Origin of the sequence: Sphaerisporangium fuscum (genome assembly GCF_018531465.1) — a bacterium.
Taxonomy (GTDB): Bacteria; Actinomycetota; Actinomycetes; order Streptosporangiales; family Streptosporangiaceae; genus Sphaerisporangium; species Sphaerisporangium fuscum.
Window position 1 is genome coordinate 157,063 of record NZ_JAHDTF010000002.1, and the last position, 20,729, is coordinate 177,791.

The 20,729-nt window shown below is 71.7% G+C and carries 18 protein-coding genes; 10 read left to right on the forward strand and 8 right to left on the reverse strand.

Going from position 1 to position 20,729, the window contains the following annotated elements:
• Positions 1-7: 7 nt before the first annotated feature.
• Together KIK05_RS01820 and KIK05_RS01825 are read right to left on the reverse strand one after the other, a co-directional pair.
• Positions 8-631 carry a DUF5941 domain-containing protein gene (locus KIK05_RS01820; RefSeq protein ID WP_214408715.1) on the reverse strand — a complete coding sequence of 208 codons (624 nt, stop codon included), beginning with the start codon at positions 629-631 and terminating at the stop codon, positions 8-10.
• Between the two features lie 2 nt (positions 632-633).
• Complete coding sequence (locus KIK05_RS01825; RefSeq protein ID WP_214408716.1) at positions 634-2,211, reverse strand: CDP-alcohol phosphatidyltransferase family protein; 1,578 nt, start codon at positions 2,209-2,211, stop codon at positions 634-636.
• A 263-nt stretch (positions 2,212-2,474) separates the two neighbouring features.
• Here KIK05_RS01825 and KIK05_RS01830 point away from each other — a divergent pair, with 263 nt between their 5' ends.
• Together KIK05_RS01830 and KIK05_RS01835 are read left to right on the forward strand one after the other, a co-directional pair.
• Positions 2,475-3,887, forward strand: a complete 1,413-nt coding sequence (locus KIK05_RS01830) for a bifunctional cytidylyltransferase/SDR family oxidoreductase (protein WP_214408717.1) — start codon at positions 2,475-2,477, stop codon at positions 3,885-3,887.
• 68 nt (positions 3,888-3,955) lie between these two features.
• The gene (locus KIK05_RS01835) at positions 3,956-5,800 is read left to right on the forward strand and encodes a hypothetical protein (protein ID WP_214408718.1); all 1,845 of its coding nucleotides are present in this window, start codon (positions 3,956-3,958) and stop codon (positions 5,798-5,800) included.
• A 7-nt stretch (positions 5,801-5,807) separates the two neighbouring features.
• Here the strand turns inward: KIK05_RS01835 and KIK05_RS01840 are convergent, their stop codons facing one another.
• The gene (locus KIK05_RS01840; RefSeq protein ID WP_214408932.1) at positions 5,808-6,845 is read right to left on the reverse strand and encodes a glycosyltransferase family 2 protein; all 1,038 of its coding nucleotides are present in this window, start codon (positions 6,843-6,845) and stop codon (positions 5,808-5,810) included.
• A 98-nt stretch (positions 6,846-6,943) separates the two neighbouring features.
• Here KIK05_RS01840 and KIK05_RS01845 point away from each other — a divergent pair, with 98 nt between their 5' ends.
• A complete protein-coding gene (locus KIK05_RS01845) occupies positions 6,944-8,428 on the forward strand; it encodes an LCP family protein (protein ID WP_214408719.1) in 1,485 nt (494 codons plus the stop codon).
• Between the two features lie 43 nt (positions 8,429-8,471).
• On the opposite strand, the gene KIK05_RS01850 is transcribed toward KIK05_RS01845, so the two are convergent.
• The gene (locus KIK05_RS01850; RefSeq protein WP_214408720.1) at positions 8,472-9,302 is read right to left on the reverse strand and encodes a phosphoribosylaminoimidazolesuccinocarboxamide synthase; all 831 of its coding nucleotides are present in this window, start codon (positions 9,300-9,302) and stop codon (positions 8,472-8,474) included.
• 149 nt (positions 9,303-9,451) lie between these two features.
• On the opposite strand from KIK05_RS01850, the gene KIK05_RS01855 reads away from it, so the two are divergent.
• Positions 9,452-10,243, forward strand: coding sequence for a DUF7737 domain-containing protein (locus KIK05_RS01855; protein ID WP_214408721.1), 792 nt, complete (start codon positions 9,452-9,454; stop codon positions 10,241-10,243).
• A gap of 20 nt (positions 10,244-10,263) precedes the next feature.
• Here the strand turns inward: KIK05_RS01855 and KIK05_RS01860 are convergent, their stop codons facing one another.
• On the reverse strand, positions 10,264-10,737 hold the full coding sequence (locus KIK05_RS01860) for a MarR family winged helix-turn-helix transcriptional regulator (protein WP_214408722.1): 474 nt from the start codon (positions 10,735-10,737) through the stop codon (positions 10,264-10,266).
• A 98-nt stretch (positions 10,738-10,835) separates the two neighbouring features.
• Between KIK05_RS01860 and KIK05_RS01865 the strand changes: the two genes are divergently transcribed.
• From KIK05_RS01865 to KIK05_RS01875, 3 genes are read left to right on the forward strand one after another with little or no spacing between them, the layout of a single operon-like run.
• Positions 10,836-11,135, forward strand: a complete 300-nt coding sequence (locus KIK05_RS01865; RefSeq protein WP_214408723.1) for an antibiotic biosynthesis monooxygenase family protein — start codon at positions 10,836-10,838, stop codon at positions 11,133-11,135.
• 30 nt (positions 11,136-11,165) lie between these two features.
• Positions 11,166-12,311: a serine hydrolase domain-containing protein gene (locus tag KIK05_RS01870; protein ID WP_214408724.1), complete on the forward strand. Its 1,146-nt coding sequence runs from the start codon at positions 11,166-11,168 to the stop codon at positions 12,309-12,311.
• Between the two features lie 42 nt (positions 12,312-12,353).
• The gene (locus KIK05_RS01875) at positions 12,354-13,388 is read left to right on the forward strand and encodes a hypothetical protein (RefSeq protein ID WP_214408725.1); all 1,035 of its coding nucleotides are present in this window, start codon (positions 12,354-12,356) and stop codon (positions 13,386-13,388) included.
• An 83-nt stretch (positions 13,389-13,471) separates the two neighbouring features.
• On the opposite strand, the gene KIK05_RS01880 is transcribed toward KIK05_RS01875, so the two are convergent.
• Complete coding sequence (locus tag KIK05_RS01880) at positions 13,472-14,413, reverse strand: TolB family protein (protein WP_214408726.1); 942 nt, start codon at positions 14,411-14,413, stop codon at positions 13,472-13,474.
• Between the two features lie 295 nt (positions 14,414-14,708).
• Between KIK05_RS01880 and KIK05_RS01885 the strand changes: the two genes are divergently transcribed.
• From KIK05_RS01885 to KIK05_RS01895, 3 genes are all read left to right on the forward strand, one after another.
• Positions 14,709-16,028 (forward strand): UDP-glucose dehydrogenase family protein, encoded by a 1,320-nt coding sequence (locus tag KIK05_RS01885; RefSeq protein WP_308249699.1) that lies wholly within the window; start codon positions 14,709-14,711, stop codon positions 16,026-16,028.
• A gap of 143 nt (positions 16,029-16,171) precedes the next feature.
• Entirely contained in the window at positions 16,172-16,921 is a 750-nt protein-coding gene (locus KIK05_RS01890; RefSeq protein ID WP_214408728.1) for an IclR family transcriptional regulator, read from the forward strand.
• Positions 16,922-17,000: 79 nt separating this feature from the next.
• Positions 17,001-17,876, forward strand: a complete 876-nt coding sequence (locus tag KIK05_RS01895; protein WP_214408729.1) for an SMP-30/gluconolactonase/LRE family protein — start codon at positions 17,001-17,003, stop codon at positions 17,874-17,876.
• A 51-nt stretch (positions 17,877-17,927) separates the two neighbouring features.
• Here KIK05_RS01895 and KIK05_RS01900 read toward each other — a convergent pair whose 3' ends face one another.
• Positions 17,928-19,766 carry a spherulation-specific family 4 protein gene (locus KIK05_RS01900; protein WP_214408730.1) on the reverse strand — a complete coding sequence of 613 codons (1,839 nt, stop codon included), beginning with the start codon at positions 19,764-19,766 and terminating at the stop codon, positions 17,928-17,930.
• A gap of 56 nt (positions 19,767-19,822) precedes the next feature.
• Entirely contained in the window at positions 19,823-20,704 is an 882-nt protein-coding gene (locus tag KIK05_RS01905) for a carbohydrate ABC transporter permease (protein ID WP_214408731.1), read from the reverse strand.
• Positions 20,705-20,729: the final 25 nt, after the last annotated feature.

Here is a 20,729-nt window from a genome sequence, read left to right on the forward strand (position 1 = left end):
CGCGCGTTCAGTCGTCGCCGCTGAGGTCGGCGGCCTCGACGCCGGACCTCGGCGCGGCGATCCAGCAGGTGACGCTCTCCCAGCCGAACAGGCCGAGCAGGTAGAGCGCTAGCAGGGCGAAGACGGGGGTGACCGCGCCGAGGAGCGCCCCGAGGGCCACCAGCAGCATGCGGCCCTCCCACCCGAGGCCGGCGGAGGCGAGCCAGAGGGGCGGGTAGACGTGCTGCCTGCACCGGTAGACGACGTCGTAGTGGTGGAAGAGCATCGCGCCGAGCAGGGCGAACAGCAGCACCTTCGGCACGTCCCACGCGAAGCCCACGCAGGCGACGAAGCCGTACTCGGTGAGCCGCAGGATCGGCGGGACCAGCCAGTCGAACCGCCCGTCGTGGGGGTGGGAGCTGCCGGGGCCGGCCAGCATCAGCGCCACGGCCGGCGCGAACACGGCGGGACCGTTGTCGCCGGCGACCCCGAGGACGAGCATCACCGCCGTGACGAACGCTCCGGCGAGGGCCGGCGGCAGCGGCGGCAGTTGCCCGGCGACCAGCAGGCCCATGCCGCGCGACAGCACGCCGTCGTCGCGGTAGGTCACCACGGAGCTGCGCGGCACCGGGGTCATGTGGACGGTGGTCATGGTCACAGCGACCTCGCGATGCGGCCGGTCAGGGTGTACAGCGCCGCGAGCCCGCCCCAGGCCAGCAGCGCGAGGAAGGTCACCCGGGCGTTGAACAGGGCGGCGGTGACGGCGATCAGCGCCATGCGCTCGCCGATCGGGAGCACGACGATCTTCTTCAGCCAGCGGGCGGCGGTGTTCCGGTCGAGCCGGGCCGACAGCCGTACGACGAGGCGTCCCCGGCCGCCGCCCGGAGCGGCGGGCGGATCCGGCGGCCGGGCGCCCGACGGGAGCCCGAGGGAGGCGCCGTACCCGGGACGCTGCCAGATGGGGTCGAGGCCCTCGGCGTCCGCCCGCGCCCCGGCGTACGAGAAGTCGATCATGTGGCGGATCGCCTGCACCAGCATGGCCGTCACCGCTAGGCCCCAGACGCCGCCGGGCCCCAGCACGCCGCCTCCGACGTCGGCGGCGTAGCCGATCGCCAGGCCGGCGTAGGCGACGTACTCCTTGACGCGGTCGAAGGTGGCGTCGAGCCAGGCCCCGAGCGGGGAGAACGTGCGGGTGTAGCGGGCGAGCTGGCCGTCGACGCAGTCGAGGACGAACGACAGGAACAGCAGCGCGGCGCCCGCGACCTGCGCCCGGCGCTCTCCGGCCGAGAAGGCGACGGCGGCGAGCCCCGCCAGGCCGACGGACAGGCCGGTGACGGCGTTCGGCGTGAGCCCCAGCCGGGCGGCGAGCCGCACCAGGTGGCCCGACCACGAGCTCACGAGAAAAGTGGCGACGAAGCCGTCCTCGGACTTCACCGCGGCCCGCAGCCGGGCATGGTGCTCGTCGACCTCGGCGAGCCCGGCGATGGCCGCCTGGGCCGCCGAGCGGCTCGCGACCCTGCCGCAGTGCAGCCGCCCGACGGGGACGGCCCGCACGGGCACGCCGACGCGGACGAGCCCGGCGAGCAGCAGCTCGGGGAGCTCGCCCTCCCCCACGTCGCCGAGGCGGTGGTCGCGGGCGAGGTTGGCGAGCTCGTCGGCGACCTCGGCGAGGCTCGCGAGGTCGGCCTCGCCGACGTGCAGCACGCCGTGGAAGACGCCGTCCGGGCCGCTGACGGTGTGGAAGGAGTTGCCCGCGGCCACCACCCTCCCCCGCTCGGTGCGGACGGCAGGCGCGGCCAGGGGCCCCTGGCCGGGCGAGACCAGCGCGCCCGTGCCGCGGGCGGGATCGGCCAGCAGGAGCGCGAACGCCTCGGTGTGGGCGACCAGGTCGCCCGGGACCACGGCGAGCGGCCCCCCGCCCGCCCGCGCGGCGGCGGCGACCGCCCGCAGGTCGTCCGGCAGGCCGTCGCTGGTGACCACCTCGACCGCGACACCGCCCGAGCGGGACGCGGGCCCGGGACCGTCGGCGGACCTGGTCACCAGGCGCAGGCGGCGGACCGGTAGCGTGGCGAGTTGTGCGGCCACGCGGTCGCTCAGCGTGCCCTCCTCGCACGGCAGGCGGGCCGGCGGGGCGGTGGCGATCACCACCGCGACGGTGGTGCGTGCCTTGGCGCCGGAAGGCCGCTCCGGGGGCTTGACGGGCGGGGGGAGCGGCCGGGAGGCAGGCTTCACAGGGGGTGGGGACGCGGATTCCGGCAAACCGGGGGTCTCCTTCCGCGCGGCGATGTCCACCCCGCAACGTAACCGAGTGGTCACGCACCTCGCAATCCCATCGGCGAGTCGCGAGGTTCGTCCCTGGTCACGGGCCCGGCCGGGCGGCGCGGCCCGGACCCGCCCGGTCACGCAGCGCCACCGTCCCCGGTGACAGGGTCTCCGCCGTCGGGTAGTGATCAGTAGGGTCAGCCGTGAACGAGTCGCAGAAGGAAGTCGCAACCTTGGCCGAACAGGAACCACGCCTGCGGACCGTCGGAGTGGTCCTCGCCGGCGGAGTCGGGCAGCGCGTCGGGCTGAACACGCCCAAACAGCTCATCAAGATCGCCGGTCGCCCGATCATCGAGCACACGCTCGCGGTGTTCGACGCGGCGCCCGAGATCGACGAGATCGTCGTCCTGATGGCCCCCGGCCACACCGGCGAGGTGGAGCGCATCGTCGAGCGCAACGGCTTCCGCAAGGTGACCAAGATCGTCGAAGGGGGCGCGAGCCGCACCGAGTCGACCTGGCGGGCGCTGCAGGCCATCGGCGACGAGGAGTGCGACGTCCTGCTGCACGACGCGGTGCGCCCGCTGGTGGAGCCGCGCATCATCTCCCAGTGCGTGGAGGCGCTCCGCACGTACTCGGCGGTCGACGTCGCGATCCCCTCGTCGGACACGGTCGTGGTGGCGGCGCCGGGCCCGCGGGGCGAGATCGTCCGCGACGTCCCCGACCGCTCGCGGCTGCGGCGCGGCCAGACCCCGCAGTGCTTCCGGCTGTCGGTGATCAGGGAGGCGTACGAGCGGGCCTTCGCCGATCCGGGCTTCGAGGAGCAGCCCGCCACCGACGACGCGGGCGTGGTGCACCGCTACCTCCCGGACGTCCCGATCTACATCGTGGCGGGCAGCGAGCACAACATGAAGGTCACCCATCCGGTCGACGTGTACATCGCCGACAAGCTCTTCCAGCTCGCCTCCAACACCGCCCCCGTGCCCGAGGGCCCGGACGCCTACCGGCGGGCCCTCGAAGGCAGGACGGTGGTGGTCTTCGGCGGCAGCTACGGCATCGGGGCCGACATCGTCCAGCTCACCAAGGAGCACGGCGCGAACGTCTACTCGTTCTCGCGCACGCAGAACGGCGTGCGCGTGGAGGACCCCCTCGCCGTCGCCGAGGCCCTCGGCCGGGCGGCCGAGGAGACCGGCCGGGTCGACTACGTCGTCAACACGGCGGGGGTGCTCCACATGGGCAAGCTCGGCGAAGTGGACGACCTCACCGTCGAGGAGACCGTCGCGGTCAACTACCTCGGCCCGGTGAACATCGCGCGGGCCGCCATCCGGCACCTGCGCGAGACCCGGGGGCACCTGCTGCTGTACACCTCGTCCTCCTACACCAGGGGCCGCGCCGACTACAGCCTCTACTCCTCCACCAAGGCCGCGGTGGTGAACCTCACGCAGGCCCTGGCCGACGAGTGGGCGGAGTACGGGGTGCGGGTCAACTGCGTCAACCCCGAACGTACAGGCACCCCGATGCGTTCGCGGGCCTTCGGCGACGAGCCCCCGGCCACCCTGCTGTCGCCTCGCGCGGTCGCCGAGACCTCGGTCGACGTGCTCATCTCGAGCCTGACCGGCCAGGTCGTGGACGTACGCAGAGTCACCTGACAGGCACGATCCGCTCCCGGTGTGGGTACAAGACCACAAACGCGGGTGATCACGACCGGGGGTTGTCGATGGGATGGGTGCGCCGCAACGCGGGTGGAACGTTCCTCGCCGGAGTCCTCCTGGTGTCGTTCCCGGTCCTGCTGCTGGCCGCGCTCCAGCCGGCCCCGGTGGTGTTCGCGGTCGCGGCCGGGGTGTCGTACGGCGTGGAGGCCGCGGCCGGCCGCCTGGCACGGCCCGCGCTGCACCGGCTCGGCCGGCTGTACCTCGGCGTCACCGCGCGCTTCCTCGCCCGTGAGGTGAGCGCGGTGCTCCTGGTCGCCCGTACGGCGGGCGCCGGATCGCGGTGGTTCGTGGTGCTGTGCGCGGGGTTCCTCGTCATGTACGCCCTGCGCGTGCTGCAGGCGGGCACGGCGCTACACCTCGACCGCTGCCTGAACCGCATGCCGGTCGTGACCCGGAACGTCGATGTGTCGGCGCTGCGGATCCCGGCCGGTCCCCCGGGCGGTCCGGTGGCCTGGCGCGGCGCCGGGCTGTTCTACCTGGACGTGCTCCCCGTCGGCGCGATCGCCCTCGGCACCGGCACGCCGTACGCGGCGTACGCCGGCGGGGCCGGGCTGGGCGCGGCGATCGCCCTGCAGGCGGCGGTCGTGCTCCTGCTGCTGTACCACGTGTGGCGGGCCGCCCCGCTGGCGAGCCGGCGGCGGGTGATCGCCGAGGTCGACCGGCAGGTGGCCGCCCACCGGCCTGAGGTGATCTTCTACTTCTCCGGCGGCCCGGCCTCGGTCTACCAGGCGACGATGTGGCTCGGCACGCTCGAACGGGTCGCCCGCCGCACCATCGTCGTCCTGCGCGAACGCGAGGTGTTCTCCCTGCTCGGGCCCACCACGCTCCCAGTGGTCTGCGTGCCGTCGGCCGTCGACCTGATGAACATGCGGGGGCTGGAGAGCGCGCGGCTCGCCCTGTACGCCTCCAACGTCGGCAAGAACATCCACCTGCTGCGGGTGCCCGGGTTGCGCAGCGTGTTCATCGGCCATGGCGACAGCGACAAGGAGGCGTCGTTCAACCCGTTCTCGAAGGTGTACGACGAGGTGTGGGTGGCCGGGCAGGCGGGGCGCGACCGCTACCTGCGGGCCCGGGTGGGCGTGCGGGACGAGGACATCGTCGAGGTGGGCCGCCCTCAGCTGTCGGGCATCCTGGAGACCGGGCCGGGCCTGCCGCTCCTCAGCGTCCTGTACGCGCCGACCTGGGAGGGCTGGACGGACGACCTGTTCCACACCTCGCTCGCCACCATGGGCCCCAAGCTGGTGGACGCCCTGCTGCGGCAGGTCCCCGCGGTACGGGTGATCTACAAGCCGCACCCGCTGACCGGCGAGCGCGACCCGCGCGCGGGGGCGGCGCACCGGGAGATCGTCGAGATGATCACCGCGGCCGGGGCGGCGCCGGGGCCGTGGCCGTGGCCGGCGCCCGCCCTGGCGGACGGAGCGGACGGGCTGGCGTTCGAGCCCGCGCCAGCCCTGGTGCACCACATGGTCGTCACCGGGTCCGAGCCGCACCTGTACGACTGCTTCAACGACTGCGACCTGCTGATCGGCGACATCTCCAGCGTCGTCGCCGACTTCGTGGCCAGCGGCAAGCCGTACGCGGTGACCAACGTCGCGGGCATGGAAGACGGAGCCTTCCGCGACCGCTACCCCAGCGCGGAGGCGGCGTACCTGCTCGGACCGGACCTCGCCGAGCTGCCGGACATCCTCGCCCAGGCGCGGCGCGCGGAAGGGGACGACCTGGCCGAGGCCCGGCGGAAGATGAAGACCTACCTGCTCGGGCCCGGCCATCCGGACGCGATGACCCGCTTCAACGACGCGGTCAACCGCGCCCACGACATGGCGTACCTGGGCGGCGCGATGCGCCTGTAGAGGGGTGTCAGACCTTCTGCGCCAGGCTCTTGCCGGCCTCGCGGGCGAGTCCGGGCGGGCTGGTCAGGAAGCCCCAGCCCCACGAGAGGTGCATCGTCGCGTACACCAGCGGCAGCCGTGCCAGAGCCGCCCCTGGCAGGCCGCGGCCGGTGAGCACCGAGCCGAGGAGGATCGCCGCGGCGTAACCCCCCGGGATCAGCAGGCCGGGCCAGAAGAACGGCGACACCACCAGGCCGAGCAGCATCGCCACCACCGCGAGCGGCGGGGCGAGGTAGCGGAGGTTGATGGTGCCCTCGTGGGTGCGCGACACGACGCGGCGCCAGCGGCCGTAGTGGAAGTACTGCTTGGCGAGCGCCTTGACGTTCGGCCGGGGACGGTAGGACACCCGCATGCGCGGCTGGAACCACACCAGGCCGCCGGTCTCGCGGATGCGGTGGTTCATCTCCCAGTCCTGCGCCCGCTGGAAGTGCTCGTCGTAGCCGCCGACCCTGGCCAGGGCCTCCCGGCGGAAGACACCGAGGTAGACGGTGTCGGCCGGCCCCGCCTCGCCGCCGGTGTGGAAGCGGGCGTTGCCGACGCCGATCTTCGACGTCATGGCGCACGCCACGGCCTGCTCGAACGGGGTCACCCCCTCGGCGGCCATGATGCCGCCGACGTTGTCGGCGCCGGTCGTCTCGAGCGTCTCCACGGCCACCTGGAGGTAGTCCTCGGGGAGCATGGCGTGCCCGTCGACGCGGGCGATGATCCCGTTGCGGGACACGCCGATGGCCGCGTTGAGGGCGTTCGGCGTGCGTCCGGTCGGGTTGGGCACCACCGTCACGCGCGGGTCCTCGGCCGCGAGGGCCTCGGCGACCTCCTGCGTGCGGTCATGGGACGGGCCGATGGCGAGGACGACCTCGATCGGACCGTCGTAACGTTGGGCGAGCACCTGCCGCACGGCCTCGCGCAGGTGCCGCTCTTCGTTGAGCACCGGCATGACGACCGAGATCGGCGGCCAGACGCGTATGGTCTGGACTGCTGGGGGCGAGTCGGGGAACTCCTTCATGGCGGCGCTCACGCTACTGTACGAGCGGGTAGGGACGGCAACCCATGGGCGGCGCGCGTCCTCACCCGGCGAGGTTCTCGGCCTGAGGGGGGCACCACGTGAGCGACGACGACTCCGGTGTTCACGTCGGCGGCGACGCCTACGGCGGCGTCCGGCTGCCCCAGCAGCGCCGGGCCGGGCGCGCCCGGGCGGGCCTGCGCGGCATCGCGATCACCGGAGCCCTGTCGAGCGCCGTCCTCGTCGGGTCGGGTGTGCTGTGGTACGTCTCCAGCTACGCCGCGAGCCAGGTCAGACCCGTCGACGCCGGCACCACCGAGTCCGACTCGCGCGGCGCGATGAACATCCTGCTGGTCGGGGTCGACAAGCGCGACGACCTGTCGCGGGAGCAGCAGAACCGTCTCCACCTCGGCCGGGAGGTCGGGCAGCGCAGCGACACGATCATGGTGATCCACCTCTCCGAGGACCACTCCAGGGTCACCGTGGTCAGCCTGCCGCGGGACAGCTGGGTCGACATCCCGGGCAAGGGCTCCCACAAGATCAACTCCGCGTACTCCCTCGGCGGCGCCAAGCTCGCCGTGAGCACCGTCCAGAAGGTCACCGGGCTCACCATCAACCACTACGTCGAGGTCAACGTCCTGGGGTTCATCAACGTCGTCGACTCCATCGGCGGCGTCTCGGTGTGCACGCCCGTCGCGATCAACGACACCCACACGGGGTTCCGGCTGCAGCCCGGCACCTACGAGCTCGACGGCGCCAAGGCGCTGTTCTACGCGCGCACCCGCGCCACCGCGCGGTCCGACCTCGACCGCATCGACCGGCAGCAGCAGGTCATCTCGTCCCTGCTCCAGCGGGCGCTGAGCGGCGGCACCCTGGCCAACCCCGGCAAGCTCTTCGGCCTGGTCAGCTCGACCCTCAAGACCCTCACCGTCGACGAAGCCCTCGCCAAGGACATGCCGGGGCTCGCCAACCAGCTCAAGGACGTCTCCACCGACGACGTGACCTTCGCGACGGTGCCGCTCGCCGACGTCGACTACAAGGCCCCCACCGGGGAGTCGGCCGTGCTGTGGGACAAGACCGCGGCCCGCCAGCTGTTCCAGCGCATCGCCGACGACCAGCCGCTCGTAAAGCCTCCGTCGAAGAAGCCCTCGGCGCCGTCCTCCGCCACGCCCACGCCCTCGTCGTCCACCTCGGACGCGGGGCTCACCGTGCCGCCCTCCCGCATCACGGTCCGCGTGCTCAACGGCGCGGGCATCACCGGCCTCGGCGCGCGCGCCCGGAACGACCTGCTGAAGGCCGGCTTCCACGTGCCGTCCACGGCCGGGAACACCGGCACGACGGACACCACCGACACCGTCGTCCGCTACCCCGCCGGCCGCGAGGACTCCGCGCGGACCGTCGCCGCCGCCCTCCCCGGGGCCCAGCTCCGCCAGGCCGCCGACGCGCAGGGCATCGAGGTCATCGTGGGCACGAAATACGCCCCGGCCAAGCCGGTCACCGTCTCCACGACCTCGCCGTCGCCGGCTCCGGCCGCCACCGGCACCCCGGTGGCCAAGACCGCGACCGAGAACATCTGCAAGAAATGAGCCTGGCGGCCCGCTGGGACGTCGCCACCGGCGGCGCCCGGTCCTACCAGGACTTGCCGGTGATGCGCTCGTAGGCCTCGATGTAGCGGGCGCGGGTGGCCTCGACGATCTGTTCGGGGACCTCGGGGGCGGGCTCCTTCTTGTCCCAGCCGGTGCCGGTGGCCCAGTCGCGGACGAACTGCTTGTCGAAGGAGTTCTGCGCGCGCCCCGGCTCCCACTCGACGGCCGGCCAGAACCGCGAGGAGTCGGAGGTCAGCACCTCGTCGGCCAGCACCAGGCCGCCGTCGGCCGCCCGGCCGAACTCCAGCTTGGTGTCAGCGATGATCACACCCCGCTCGGCGGCCAGCTCGGCACCGCGCCGGTAGACCTCCAGCGTGACGCGCCGCAGCTCCTCGGCCCCCTCACGCCCCTCCCGCGCCACCACGTCCTCGAAGGTGATGGACTCGTCGTGCGCGCCCAGCTGGGCCTTCGTGGTCGGCGTGAAGATCGGCTCGGGCAGCTTGGAGCCCTCCACCAGCCCCGGCGGCAGCTCCACTCCGGAGACCGAGCCGCTCGCCTCGTACTCCTTCAGGCCGCCCCCGGTGAGGTAGCCGCGCGCGATGCACTCGACCGGCACCATGTCGAGCCGGCGGCAGCGCACGGCCCGGCCCGCGAACTCCTCGGGCACGTCGGTCGCGGAGATGACGTGGTTGGGCACGACATCGGCGAGCTGCTCGAACCACCACAGGGACAGCTGGGTGAGGATCTTGCCCTTGTCGGGGATCGGCGTCGGCAGGATCACGTCGTACACCGACACGCGATCGGACGCCACGAGGATGATGTCCCCGCGGTCCTCGTAGACCTCCCGCACCTTCCCGGAGTGGAGAAGCTTCACCCTGCCCCCTGCTCTACGCCCACCGGCACCCTGCCGCCGCACACAGGCTATCGCCGCGCCCGCCGCCGCCGTTCGGCCCCCCGGCTCGCCGGGTGGTTCTGTCGGAGGCGGCTGATATCGATGCGTCGTCACGATCTTCCAGACGACTCATGGAGACAGCCGATGGCCACGGTCACCCTGCGGGACGAGACCGCGACATCCTGCGGTACAACCAGGCCAAGGCCCTGCTGAACCAGCGCGGCTGGACCGACCTGTCCATCGGCCACTGGGACTACGAATGCGGCGGCGACCGCGGCGAGGCCGTCAAGCGGCTGCCCGGCTGGCAGGCGCACTGGGGGCTGCACGTGACCGGCGACCCCGTCGCGGACCAGTGGGGGACGGCGTCCTTCTGCGGCAGCGAGCAGATCAGGTTCTACCGAGAGGGCCGGGCGCCGGATGGCTACGACCACTACGCCGTGGAAGGGGTGCCGCTGACGGAGGTGCCGCCGCTGGTGCTCTCGGAGGTGCTGCGCGACGCCGACCTCGCGGTGGGCGTGACCTCGGTGGGGCTCGACCAGCGGGCCACCGGCGGGCACGAGGAGTACTGGCGGTCCTACGGCTTCGGTGAGCTCACCGAGACGGCCGTGACCCGGCGCGACGTCCTCGTCCGGCTGCTGCCCCGGCTGAGGATCGCCGACCGCGCGGAGCTGACCGACCGCTTCCTCCGCGTCCGCGGCGACCTTCGGACGTACAAGATCCACCTCGGGTCGGGGAACATATTGATGGAGCCGAACGACGCCTACCTGTGCATCGTCCCCGGCCCCGGTCAGGGGCCGGGGTCCGTCTTCCTCCCCTTCGAAGAGGACGGCGGCATGCTGTCGATCATCCTGTCCAAGGCGTTCCTGCTCGCCGGCGACGCCTCCATCACCGACCCCACGATCACCCGCCAGCTGGGGAGTTGACGGGCCGGGGGCGCGCCCCCTCAACTTGGGGGCGCGGCTTCGTCGCGCCAGGCGCGCTGGTGGCGGGCGATCTCGCGGAAGAGGCGCTTGAACTCGGCGAAGGCGTCCTCGCCGACGGTCTGGGCATGGCGCCGTTCGATCGCCTGGAGGATGGCGTCGGAACGGGTCATCTGGTCGAGCCCCAGCTCGGTGGGGACCACCAGCTTGGCGCGCCGGTCGGCGGGGTCCGGGCGGCGTTCGACGTATCCGAGGGCCTCCAGCTCGTCGAGCAGCTTGCCGACGACCTGTTTGTGCTGGCCGGAGGCGCGGGCGAGATCGGTGGCGCGGCTGCCCTCGGCGTCCAGGTAGGCGAGGACCGCGCCGTGCTGCGGCCGCAGGCCCGGGTGCCCCTGGCGGGCCAGGGTGTCGAACAGCTCCTCCTGCACGGCGAACAGCAGCCGGCTGGTGAGCACCCCCAGATCGGGATCCGACCGCTTGTGCTCGCTCCGCCGCACGATCCCTCCAAATGGTCACCTTTGGTGACGGTCACCTATCTTGACTATCTACGCAGGTGACTATAACGTCCATCGTGCGACCCGATCAAGGAGATGTGATGAGCACGACCGTGGAGTTGACCCGTTTCAAGGTGGCGCCCGAGAAGACCGAGGCCATGCTGGCGGCCCGGCCGGGAATGCTGGCGGACTTCCGCGCCGACCGCGAGGGCTTCCTGGGCGCCCGCCTGGTGCGCCTGCCGGACGACGAGTGGCTGGACGTCGTGGAGTGGCGCTCGGCCGCCGACTTCGCCGCCTCCCGCGCCAAGGGCGGCAATCTGCCGGGCATCGCCGCGTTCTTCGCCACCATCGACGCGCTGGTCAGCGCCGAGGAAGGCGTCCTGGCCGGCGACGAGGCCTGACGACCAGCGAGTGATCGACAGGAGAGAAGCATGTCCACCACGACCGAAGTCCTGGGCACCGTCGCCGACGGCTTCGAGAACGTCCGTGAGGAGTTCGCCGCCGTCGTCGCGGAAGAGGCCGACCCGGGCGCCCAGCTCGCCGCCTACGTCGGCGGACGGCAGGTGGTCGACCTTTGGGCCGGGGACGGCGTCTCCGGCGACTCGCTCCACGCGCTGTACTCCTCCGGCAAGGGCGCGGCGCACCTCGTCGTGGCACTGCTGGTGCAGGACGGCGTCCTCGACCTCGACCGCCCGGTCGCCGCGTACTGGCCGGAGTTCGCCGCCGAAGGCAAACACCGGCTCACCCTGCGCGACCTGCTCGCGCACCGCGCCGGGCTGATCGGGATCGAGGGCGGGTTCAGCACGGCGGAGCTGGCCGACGACCGCCTGATCGCCCAGCGCCTGGCGGCCCACCGGCCGTACTGGGAGCCGGGGACCGCCTACGGCTACCACGCCTTCGTCATCGGCGCGCTGACCGGCGAGGTGGTGCGCCGCGCGACCGGCCGGTCGATCCAGGAGCTGTACGAGGAGCGGGTGCGGGCGCCGTACGACCTCGACTTCCACCTGGGGCTGCCCGAGGATCTCGAGCCCCGGTACGTCCAGGCACGGCCGTTGTTCCCGGACGAGCAGGCCCGGCTCGACGCCGGCGCGCCGGCGCCCGACAGCCTGACCGGCATCGCCTTCAACCTCAATGCGACCCCGCCCACCGATTTGGTGGAGTTCGCCAACACCCGTGCGGTACGCGCCCTCGGCCCCACCTCGTCGGGAAGCGTGGGGAACGCCCGCGGCCTGGCCAGGATGTACGCCGCGGCCATCAGCGAGGTGGACGGACGGGCCCCGCTGCTCAAGCCCGCCACTCTCGCCGAGTTCACCAAGGCCCACTCCACGGGCGTCGACCTGGTCACCGGCGAACGCGATCACTTCCTGCTCGGCTTCGAGGCCCAGCACACGCGGTACCCGTTCCTCGGCGCCGACGCCTTCGGCCACAGCGGCGCGGTGGGCGCCCAGTCGTTCGCCGACCCGCGCAGCGGCGTCGCCTACAGCTACACCCGCCGCCGCTTCTCCTTCGGCGGAGGCGGCGGCGCCAAGGAGAACCACCGCCTGATCGCAGCCGTCCTCCACGCGACCACCCCCTGACGACGGTGCACCCGCAAGGTGTTCTGGTGGATCATCACGTGAATGAAGCTACTTGGGCACATGGTCGTGGTCGCGTTGTCGCTCGCGCTGGCGACCGCCGGGTGTGGCACGGGACGCTCGGAGGCGGACGGAGAGCCGTCCTCCTCACCGCAACGCTCCCCTACGGCGACCGTTCACGAAGGGGGCCGAGCCGACGCCGGCGATACGCCGTCCCCCTCGCCGTCGCGCAGCCGGAAGGCCAGGCGTGAGGGCCGGGGCGACGCGGACGATCGGCCGTCCCCTTCACGGTCGCAGATCTTCATCGCCACCGTGATGAAGAAGGGCCAGGCCTGGAACGTCCCCAACCCGGGCAGCGGCCCCGGAGACCCGCGACTGACGTCGGCGCTGCTGAAGGAGTTCCCGCCGGCACGGGAGTCACAGATGCTGCCGGCCGGGGTGGTCGCCCTGCCGGTCATCGACCGCGCCTCGCTCTTCATGCCGATGCGAATGATCAGCAGCAGCATGGTCGGGCCTCGCGCCTGCGACAAATGGACCGTGGGACTGGGGAACACCGTCGTCCAGGACTTCAACCACAAAGGCGTCCAGATCGGCCTGAACCTGCTCGAAACGCTCGAAACGCCGAAAGGCGGCGTCCTGACACGGCAGCCCGACGCGGAACGGATGTTCGATTCCCTCAGGGAGGACGCCGAGAGGGGCCGGCACAAGCTGAGCCGCAAGGCATCCCCGGAGGATCGGCTGACCTTCGGCGAAACCATCATCACCGGCCCCACCGAGATGCTGAACAGCCTGGTGGACACGAGCGAGATGCCATCCTGCGGCCACCTGACGGGTGACGATGACGAAAAGGGAGCCATCGAGCCGTTCCCCGTGCCGTCCCTCGGCGCACAAGCGTTCGCCTTCCGGGTGACCGGCAGCCGGGAGCCGGTCGGGCAGTGGGTGGAAGTGGTGCGGACTCCCCGCTACCTGATCGAGCTCAGGATCCCTGCCCGGTCCCCGGCCCCTCGCACCGACCCCGCGGAACTCCTCCCGCAGATCGCCCAAGCCGCCTACAGCAGAGCCGAGGAGGCCCTCCGGTAGCCGACGCGGGCGGGCTGCGGTCGGCCGTCCTGGTCGCCGCCGCGGTCGCGGTGGCCGGCGTGGCGGTCGCGCTGACGCTGCCCTCAGAGGGCGAGGACGTAGCCGCCCACCGAGGACGGGATGACGAAGCTGTCGAGCCGCTGTAGCCCGCCTGTCGCGCGGTTCAGGCGGTACCACGTGTGCGTCCTGCGGTCCTCGCCGCCCATCCGGCGGTCGGCGCGAGTCAGGACGTCGATGTGGCCGGCCCTGTCCCATCGCGCCCGCAGCGGGACTTCGCCCTTGGCGAGCCGGATGGGGACGGTGCTCTTCTTGCCGGTGGCCATGTTGCGAACGAGCACGCTGTTCCGGGTGGAGCCGCCGTCGTTCGCCTTGGTGCCGGCCACGGTGACGCCGTCGGGGCCGAGGTCGCCCCGGAGGTAGACCGACCGCCGCACCTTCACCGACCAGGTGCCGGTCGAATAGATCACCGCCGTGCGGTTGTCGCCGGCCAGCATCCGCCTGCCGTCCGGGCTGAACCCCCAGGACTGGTACCCCCGGGGCAGGGTGAAGATCTTCCCCGTGGCCGTGTCGACGACCCGGTCGACCTCCCATTCGGAGGTCTCCACACCGCGCATGCTGACGAACCGGCCACCAGGGGAGATGGTCAAGGTGGTCATCTGGAGGTCGTCCGGCCACTTCACCGCGGGGATCCGGCGCGCCCTGCCAGTGGCGGCCTCCCAGATCATGAGCACGCCGTCGCTCTGCCGGAAGTACGCGACCTGGGCGCCGTCCTGGGAGACCTCGATGACCGCGTTCGCGACGTACTCGTCGTCCGCCACGCTCCTGCGGGCGTCGGGGAGGGCGAGGACGCGGCCGTCGCTCAGCCAGAGCTTCCACGGGCCGCACGGCTGCCGGCCGCCGTCGTGCTGCAGGCAGGAACCGAGCCCGGCGTAGCGGACCACCGGCTTGGCCGAGGCGGCCTCGGCATGGGGGGTGGTCATGGACGTGGCGGCCATCACTGCGGCGAGCATTACCCGGAACGGCATTCCGGCATCTTCGCACAAAGCACTCGGCATGCAAGATCTCGAATATGTGGCCGGCTATCCGGCGTCGGCGAGGGTCCGCATGGTCTCTCGCGGCACCTGTGGCGCCTGGAGAGGGAAGCTCGGGCACGAATATCAGGGCGTCCCACAATACGGCGGCCGATGTGGGGTATACCCCAAGCACCCCTCCGGCGAAATGTCCGTTTTGCCCTTTTGGCGAAACCGGGGGGGCGGTAGCATGCCTCGGCAACGTAACGGTAAAGATAGGTCGGCAGCTGTATATGGAAGGAGCACGTTCGTGTCCTATCGCCTGACGGTCATCGGGACCGGATACCTGGGTGCCACGCACGCGGCGTGCATGGCCGCCCTCGGCTTCCAGGTGCTCGGCCTGGACGTCGATCCGGTGAAGATCGCCCGGTTGCAGGCCGGTGAACTCCCCATCCACGAACCGGGGCTCGAGCAGCTGCTGCGAAGCGGGCTCGACTCCGGCAGGCTCCGCTTCACCACCTCCTACGAAGAGGCCGCCGAGTTCGGCGACGTCCACTTCGTCTGCGTCGGCACGCCGCAGAAGAAGAACGAGTACGCCGCGGACGTCTCCTACCTCGACGCGGTCGTCGAGTCCCTGGCCCCGCACCTCACCCGCGGCTGCCTGGTCGTCGGCAAGTCGACCGTGCCCGTGGGCACCGCCCAGCGCCTGGCCGACAAGATCGTACGACTGGCCCCCGCCGGCGAGCTGGTGGAGCTGGCCTGGAACCCCGAGTTCCTGCGCGAGGGCTTCGCCGTGCAGGACACGATGCACCCCGACCGCATCGTCCTCGGCGTCATGTCCGACAAGGCCGAGAAGATCATGCGGGAAATCTACGAACCCATGCTGTCGGAGGGCACGCCGCTGGTGATCACCGACTATCCGACCGCCGAAATGGTCAAGGTCGCCGCCAACGCCTTCCTCGCCACCAAGATCTCATTCATCAACGCCATGGCGGAGGTGTGCGAGGCCGCGCACGCCGACGTCAAGGACCTGTCGCTCGCGCTGTCGTTCGACGAGCGCATCGGCGGCCGTTTCCTCAACCCCGGCCTCGGTTTCGGCGGCGGCTGCCTGCCCAAGGACATCCGGGCGTTCATGGCCCGCGCGGGCGAGCTCGGCGCCGACCAGGCGCTCACGTTCCTGCGCGAGGTCGACGCCATCAACATGCGCCGCCGGGCCCGCATGGTGGACCTCGCCCGCGAGCTCGCCGGCGGTTCCTTCCGGGGCTGCACGGTCGGCGTCCTCGGCGCCGCGTTCAAGCCCAACTCCGACGACATCCGCGACTCCCCCGCCCTCGACGTGGCGGTGAAGATCCGCGAGCAGGGCGGCAAGGTCACCGTCTACGACCCGGTGGCCCTCGACAACGTGCGCAGGGCCCACCCGAACCTGGACTACGGCGCTTCCGCCCTGGAGGCCGCCCGCGACGCGCACGTCGTGCTGCTGCTCACCGAGTGGCAGGAGTTCATCGACCTCGACCCCGAGAAGCTCGGCGAGGTCGTGGCCACCCGCAAGATCGTGGACGGCCGCAACGCTCTCGACGCCGAGGTCTGGCGCGCCGCCGGATGGCACTACCGCGCCCTCGGCCGTCCCTGATCGACCTCCGGCCGGCGCCGGTCGCCACGGGCTTCAGCCCGGGGCACCGGCGCCGGCCGATGACTTCATGTGCTCCACCATAGTGGCCACGGTTCCGCAACTCGCTATAGCATTCCATAATCCGGAATATGCGAGGGAGACACATGGGTGAGTCACCGGTGGGGAGCGTCGACCGCGCCCTGCTGATCCTGCAGGAGATCAGCAGGCACAGCCGCGGGGTGACCCTGGACGAGCTGTCCACCCGGCTCGGACTGCCCAAGAGCTCGCTGCACCGCCTGCTCGGCGCGCTGAAGCACCGCGGGTTCGCCGCGCAGCCCGAGCCGAGCGGCCCCTACTTCCTGGGCAGCGAGATGCTGGCCACGGCCTTCAGGTTCTACGACACCATGGACCTGCGCACCCTCGTCCATCCTCTCCTGCTCCGGCTGTCGGACAAGTTCGAGGAGACCCTCCACATGGCGACGCTCGACGGCGGGGAGGTCGTCTACCTGGACAAGGTGGAGGCGGTGCGGTCGATCACCATGACCTCGGTCGTGGGCGGCCGCAACGCGGCGCACTGCACGGGGGTCGGCAAGGCACTACTGGCCTGGACGTACCCGACGGACGAGGCGATCAAGGCGTGGGCGGAGCGATACGGCCCGCTCGCCTCTCGCACCCGCAACACGATCACGAGCCCCGCCAAGCTGGCCGCGCACCTGGCCCAGGTCAGGCAGCGCGGCTACGCGACGGACCTGGAGGAGAACGAGACCGGCGTGCGCTGCGTGGCGGTCCCCGTCTTCATGGGCAAGACGGTCCCCGTCGCGGCGCTGAGCCTGACGGCGCTGAAGGACCGCATGCCGCCCGCCAGGACGGAAGAGCTCGGGTACGCCCTGCGAGAGGCCGTCACCGAGGTGTGAGCCCGTTCGTCACCACCTGCCGGTGACATCCGAAGTATTCGCGGAATTCGATTCTGTATCACGGAACAAAGGAGCGGTTGTGACGGTGAAGGTTTCGGAGCCGGAGGTCGTCCCGGTGCCTCGCGCCCGGCTCGGCGAGGGGCCGCGCTGGGACGGCCGTACGGGAACGCTGCTGTGGGTCGACATCCCGGCGGGCCTCGTGCACCGCCTCGACCCCGCCGACGGCTCGCACGCCGCGGTCGACGTCGGCCGGCCGGTGGGGGTCGCGGTGCCGCGGGCCGCGGGCGGGCTCGCCCTCGCGCTCAGCGACGGCTTCGCCGTGCTCGCCGAGGAGCCCACGACGGACGGCACCGCCGCGAAGGTGGAGCTGGTCGCGCCGGTGACGGCCGGGGAGCGGCCGGGGAACCGGATGAACGACGGCGCGTGCGACCGCGCGGGCCGGTTCTTCGCCGGCACCAAGGCCGAGGACGACACCCCCGGGGCGGGCGCGCTGTACCGGCTCGGTCCCGGCCACGCCTGCGAGCGGGTGCTCGACGGCGTCACCATCTCCAACGGCATCGCCTGGAGCCCCGACGAACGCCTCCTCTACTACGTGGACACCTCCACCGGCCGCGTCGACGTCTTCGACTACGACCCCGCCGGGGGACGGCTCGGCGAGCGCCGCGTGTTCGCCGAGATCACCCGGGGAATGCCCGACGGGATCACCGTGGACACCGAGGGCCACGTGTGGGTCGGGCTGTGGGACGGCGGGGCGGTCCTGCGCCTGCGCCCGGACGGGCGGCTCGACCTGGCCGTCGAGATGCCGGCCACGAAGGTGACCAGTTGCGCCTTCGGCGGCCCGCACCTCGACGAGCTGTACGTGACGACCGCCTGGGACGGCACGGGCGGCGGCGAGCTGCTGCGCTGCCGCACCTCCGTCGCGGGCTTCCCCGCCAACCCCTACCGGGACCTCTAGGCGACGCCGAGGGCCGGCCGGCGGTCCGCCGGCCGGCCCTCGGACGCCGGTTCAGCTCTTGGTGACCGTGATCTTGTTGCTGTAGGCGTCGGGCACGTCGCCGCTGCCGTTGAAGATGACGCCGTGAGTGGTGCCGGCGCCGGTGAACGCCGAGGTGGGCACCGACCACTGGTACAGGCCGCCGGCCTTGGAGATCAGCGGGCTGACGCCGGAGACGGCCGTCCATCCCCAGCTCGTGCCGGTGGACCGGTAGAGGGCGTTGTCCTCGATCATGTAGTCGGCCCCCACCCCGGCTCCGAGGGGCACCGTGTAGCCGGTGGCGGGGTTGTTGTCGGTGTCGATGAAGACGTGGTGGGAGCCCCAGGGCATGTTGAACTGCGCCGAGTAGGTGGCGGTGTTCGTGCCGAGGGTCGCCTGCGCGTTGGCGATGGGCGCCGGGTTGGTGGTGGTGACGCTCACCGCGCCGGACGCCGCCGAGAAGTTGTCGGTGGTGTCGCGGGCCTTGACGGTGAAGGAATAGGTGTGGGCGCTGCTCAGGCCACCGAAGTAGGCGGTCGTCACCGTTCCCGGCACCGACAGCACGCGGACGCCGTCCTTCAGGATGTCGTAGTAGGCGACGTAGTCACCGGAGTCGGCGTCGTTGGAGGCCGTCCAGGTGAGCCGGACGCTGGTCGGGCCCACGTTGGACGCGACGGGCGTGCCGGGAGTGGTGGGGGCGTGCGCGTTCCTCGGCGCGGTGGTCACCGAGACGGGGGTTCCGGCGGGCGAGGTGTTGCCCGCCTTGTCCCTGGCGCGCAGCGAGAAGGTGTAGGCCGTCGAGGGAGAGAGGCCCTCCACGTCGAAGACGGTGGCGTTGGGGGTGTGGTTGGCCTCCGTGCCGATCTTCGTCGATCCCTGGTAGACGTCGTAGCCGACCACGTCGGGGTAGGCCGCCGAGGTCCAGGTCAGGCGCAGGCTGGTGGCCTTGACCAGGCTCGCCGCCGGAGCGGCCGGGGCCGCCGGGGTCGCGCCGCCGCTGCCCTGGGCCGCCGTGATCTCCGAGGACATGTAGGACGGCAGGCTGTCCCACGGGTTGTCCAGGTCGTCGCCGGTCACGTAGACGTACCCGGCGTTGTTGGCCTTCGACTTGGCGATGACCGCGTTCAGGGCGGTCTGGTCCGGCACCTTGTAGACCAGGTTCCAGATCCGCTGGGGGTCGTAGGCCGCCTGCCACGCGGGCGGGGCCAGTTCGGCGGGCGGGTTCATGTAGGTGTCGTAGTTGCTCTCGAAGGTGACCAGGATGTCGGCCGCGTCCTGGTAGCAGGCGGCGGGCGGGGCGCCCGGGTTGTCGATGGTGATCGCGCCGGGGTGGTACTTCTTCACGTAGGCGCCGGCCTCGCGGTACAGGTCCACCCACGCGTCCCCGCCGCCGGCCGGGCCACAGGCGTTCTGCGCCTGGTCGAAGAAGATGCCGTCGATGTTGGAGCCGTAGAAGGCGTACCAGTTGTCGACGTCGATCTGGATCTGCGTCCGCCAGTCGTCGGCGCTGGTCGAGTCGAGCCGGGTGGTCTTGCCGGTGGTGCCGAAGTAGCCGGTGTCCACGTAGCCGATGATCTTGACCCCCGCGGCGTGGGCCGAGGCGATGGCGGCGGCGTAGTCCGGGTTGCTGGTGCTGGTGGGGCCGTTGAGGACGTTCACCACCGCGACGGCCGGCTTGGTGCCCGCGCTGGTGAGCTGGGTCCAGTAGGTGGCGGTCTGGCCGCCGGGGTAGAAGTAGGCGGGAACCGCGACCTGCTGGCCGAGGGTGGCGCCCGCCGCCTGGGCCGGGGCCGGGGAGAGGGTGAGCAGGGACGCGACCAGGGGCGCGAGCGCCGCGGCGCGCGCCGATCTGCGCAGGCTTGCGCTGGGCATCGTTCTCCTTCGGTTGGTGGGAAACCTCGGTGGGGGAAACGTGGGAGACGGTCGGCCTACTTGAGCCCGGAGAAGCTCATGGTGGCCACGAAGTATCGCTGGGCGAGGATGAACGCCAGGACCAAAGGCAGGGTGGCGACCAGGTTGCCGGCCATCAGCGCCGACCATTCGGTGTGCCGGGCGCCGGCGAAGGTCGCCAGGCCCATCTGCAGGGTGTAGGTGTCCTCGGAGCTGATGGCGATCAGCGGCCAGATCAGGTCGTTCCACGAGCCCAGCAGGGTGAAGACGGTCAGGGTGGCGAGGGCCGGACGGGCCAGCGGCAGCACGATGCGGAAGAACACCCCGAGCCGGGAGCAGCCGTCGATGGTGGCGGCCTCCTCCAGTTCCCTCGGCAGGGACAGGAAGAACTGCCGCATCAGGAACACCCCGAACGCCGAGGCCAGCCAGGGCACGAACGCCGCGCCCAGGCTGTCGATGAGCCCGAGGTTCTTGAACATCAGGAAGGTCGGGATCATCAGGACCTGGACCGGCACCATGACGGTGGCCATCACCAGGGCGAAGGCGACACCACGGCCGCGGAAGCGCAGCCGGGCGAAGCCGTAGCCGGCCAGCGAGCACAGCACCAGATGCCCGGCCACGGCCGCGACCGAGACGATCACCGTGTTGGCCAGCCAGCGCGGGTAGTCGTCCTCGGTGAAGATCCGCTGGAACCCGGCCAGGCTGAAGTGGGAGGGCCACAGCCGGGGCGGGTAGCGGTTGATGTCCGAGTCGGGCATGAACGCGGTCAGCGCCATCCACAGCAGCGGCGCGGCGAAGATCAGGGCCGTGGGCATCAGGACCAGGTGCGCGAGCCACGACCGTCCTCCGTTCGGGCCGGGCCGGGCGGCGGGGACCTGGTCACGGGCCGGTCCGAGGCCGGCCATGGTGACATCGCTCATGGGCGGGCGTCTCCTTGCCTGTCCC

Excerpts from the sequence above, each read along its gene's own strand:
- KIK05_RS01820 (WP_214408715.1), bottom strand. The coding sequence starts at position 631 with ATGACCACCGTCCACATGACCCCGGTGCCGCGCAGCTCCGTGGTGACC.
- KIK05_RS01835 (WP_214408718.1), top strand. The coding sequence starts at position 3,956 with ATGGGATGGGTGCGCCGCAACGCGGGTGGAACGTTCCTCGCCGGAGTC.
- KIK05_RS01840 (WP_214408932.1), bottom strand. The coding sequence starts at position 6,845 with ATGAAGGAGTTCCCCGACTCGCCCCCAGCAGTCCAGACCATACGCGTC.
- KIK05_RS01855 (WP_214408721.1), top strand. The coding sequence starts at position 9,452 with ATGGAGACAGCCGATGGCCACGGTCACCCTGCGGGACGAGACCGCGAC.
- KIK05_RS01865 (WP_214408723.1), top strand. The coding sequence starts at position 10,836 with ATGAGCACGACCGTGGAGTTGACCCGTTTCAAGGTGGCGCCCGAGAAG.
- KIK05_RS01870 (WP_214408724.1), top strand. The coding sequence starts at position 11,166 with ATGTCCACCACGACCGAAGTCCTGGGCACCGTCGCCGACGGCTTCGAG.
- KIK05_RS01875 (WP_214408725.1), top strand. The coding sequence starts at position 12,354 with ATGAAGCTACTTGGGCACATGGTCGTGGTCGCGTTGTCGCTCGCGCTG.
- KIK05_RS01880 (WP_214408726.1), bottom strand. The coding sequence starts at position 14,413 with ATGCCGTTCCGGGTAATGCTCGCCGCAGTGATGGCCGCCACGTCCATG.
- KIK05_RS01890 (WP_214408728.1), top strand. The coding sequence starts at position 16,172 with ATGGGTGAGTCACCGGTGGGGAGCGTCGACCGCGCCCTGCTGATCCTG.
- KIK05_RS01900 (WP_214408730.1), bottom strand. The coding sequence starts at position 19,766 with ATGCCCAGCGCAAGCCTGCGCAGATCGGCGCGCGCCGCGGCGCTCGCG.
- KIK05_RS01905 (WP_214408731.1), bottom strand. The coding sequence starts at position 20,704 with ATGAGCGATGTCACCATGGCCGGCCTCGGACCGGCCCGTGACCAGGTC.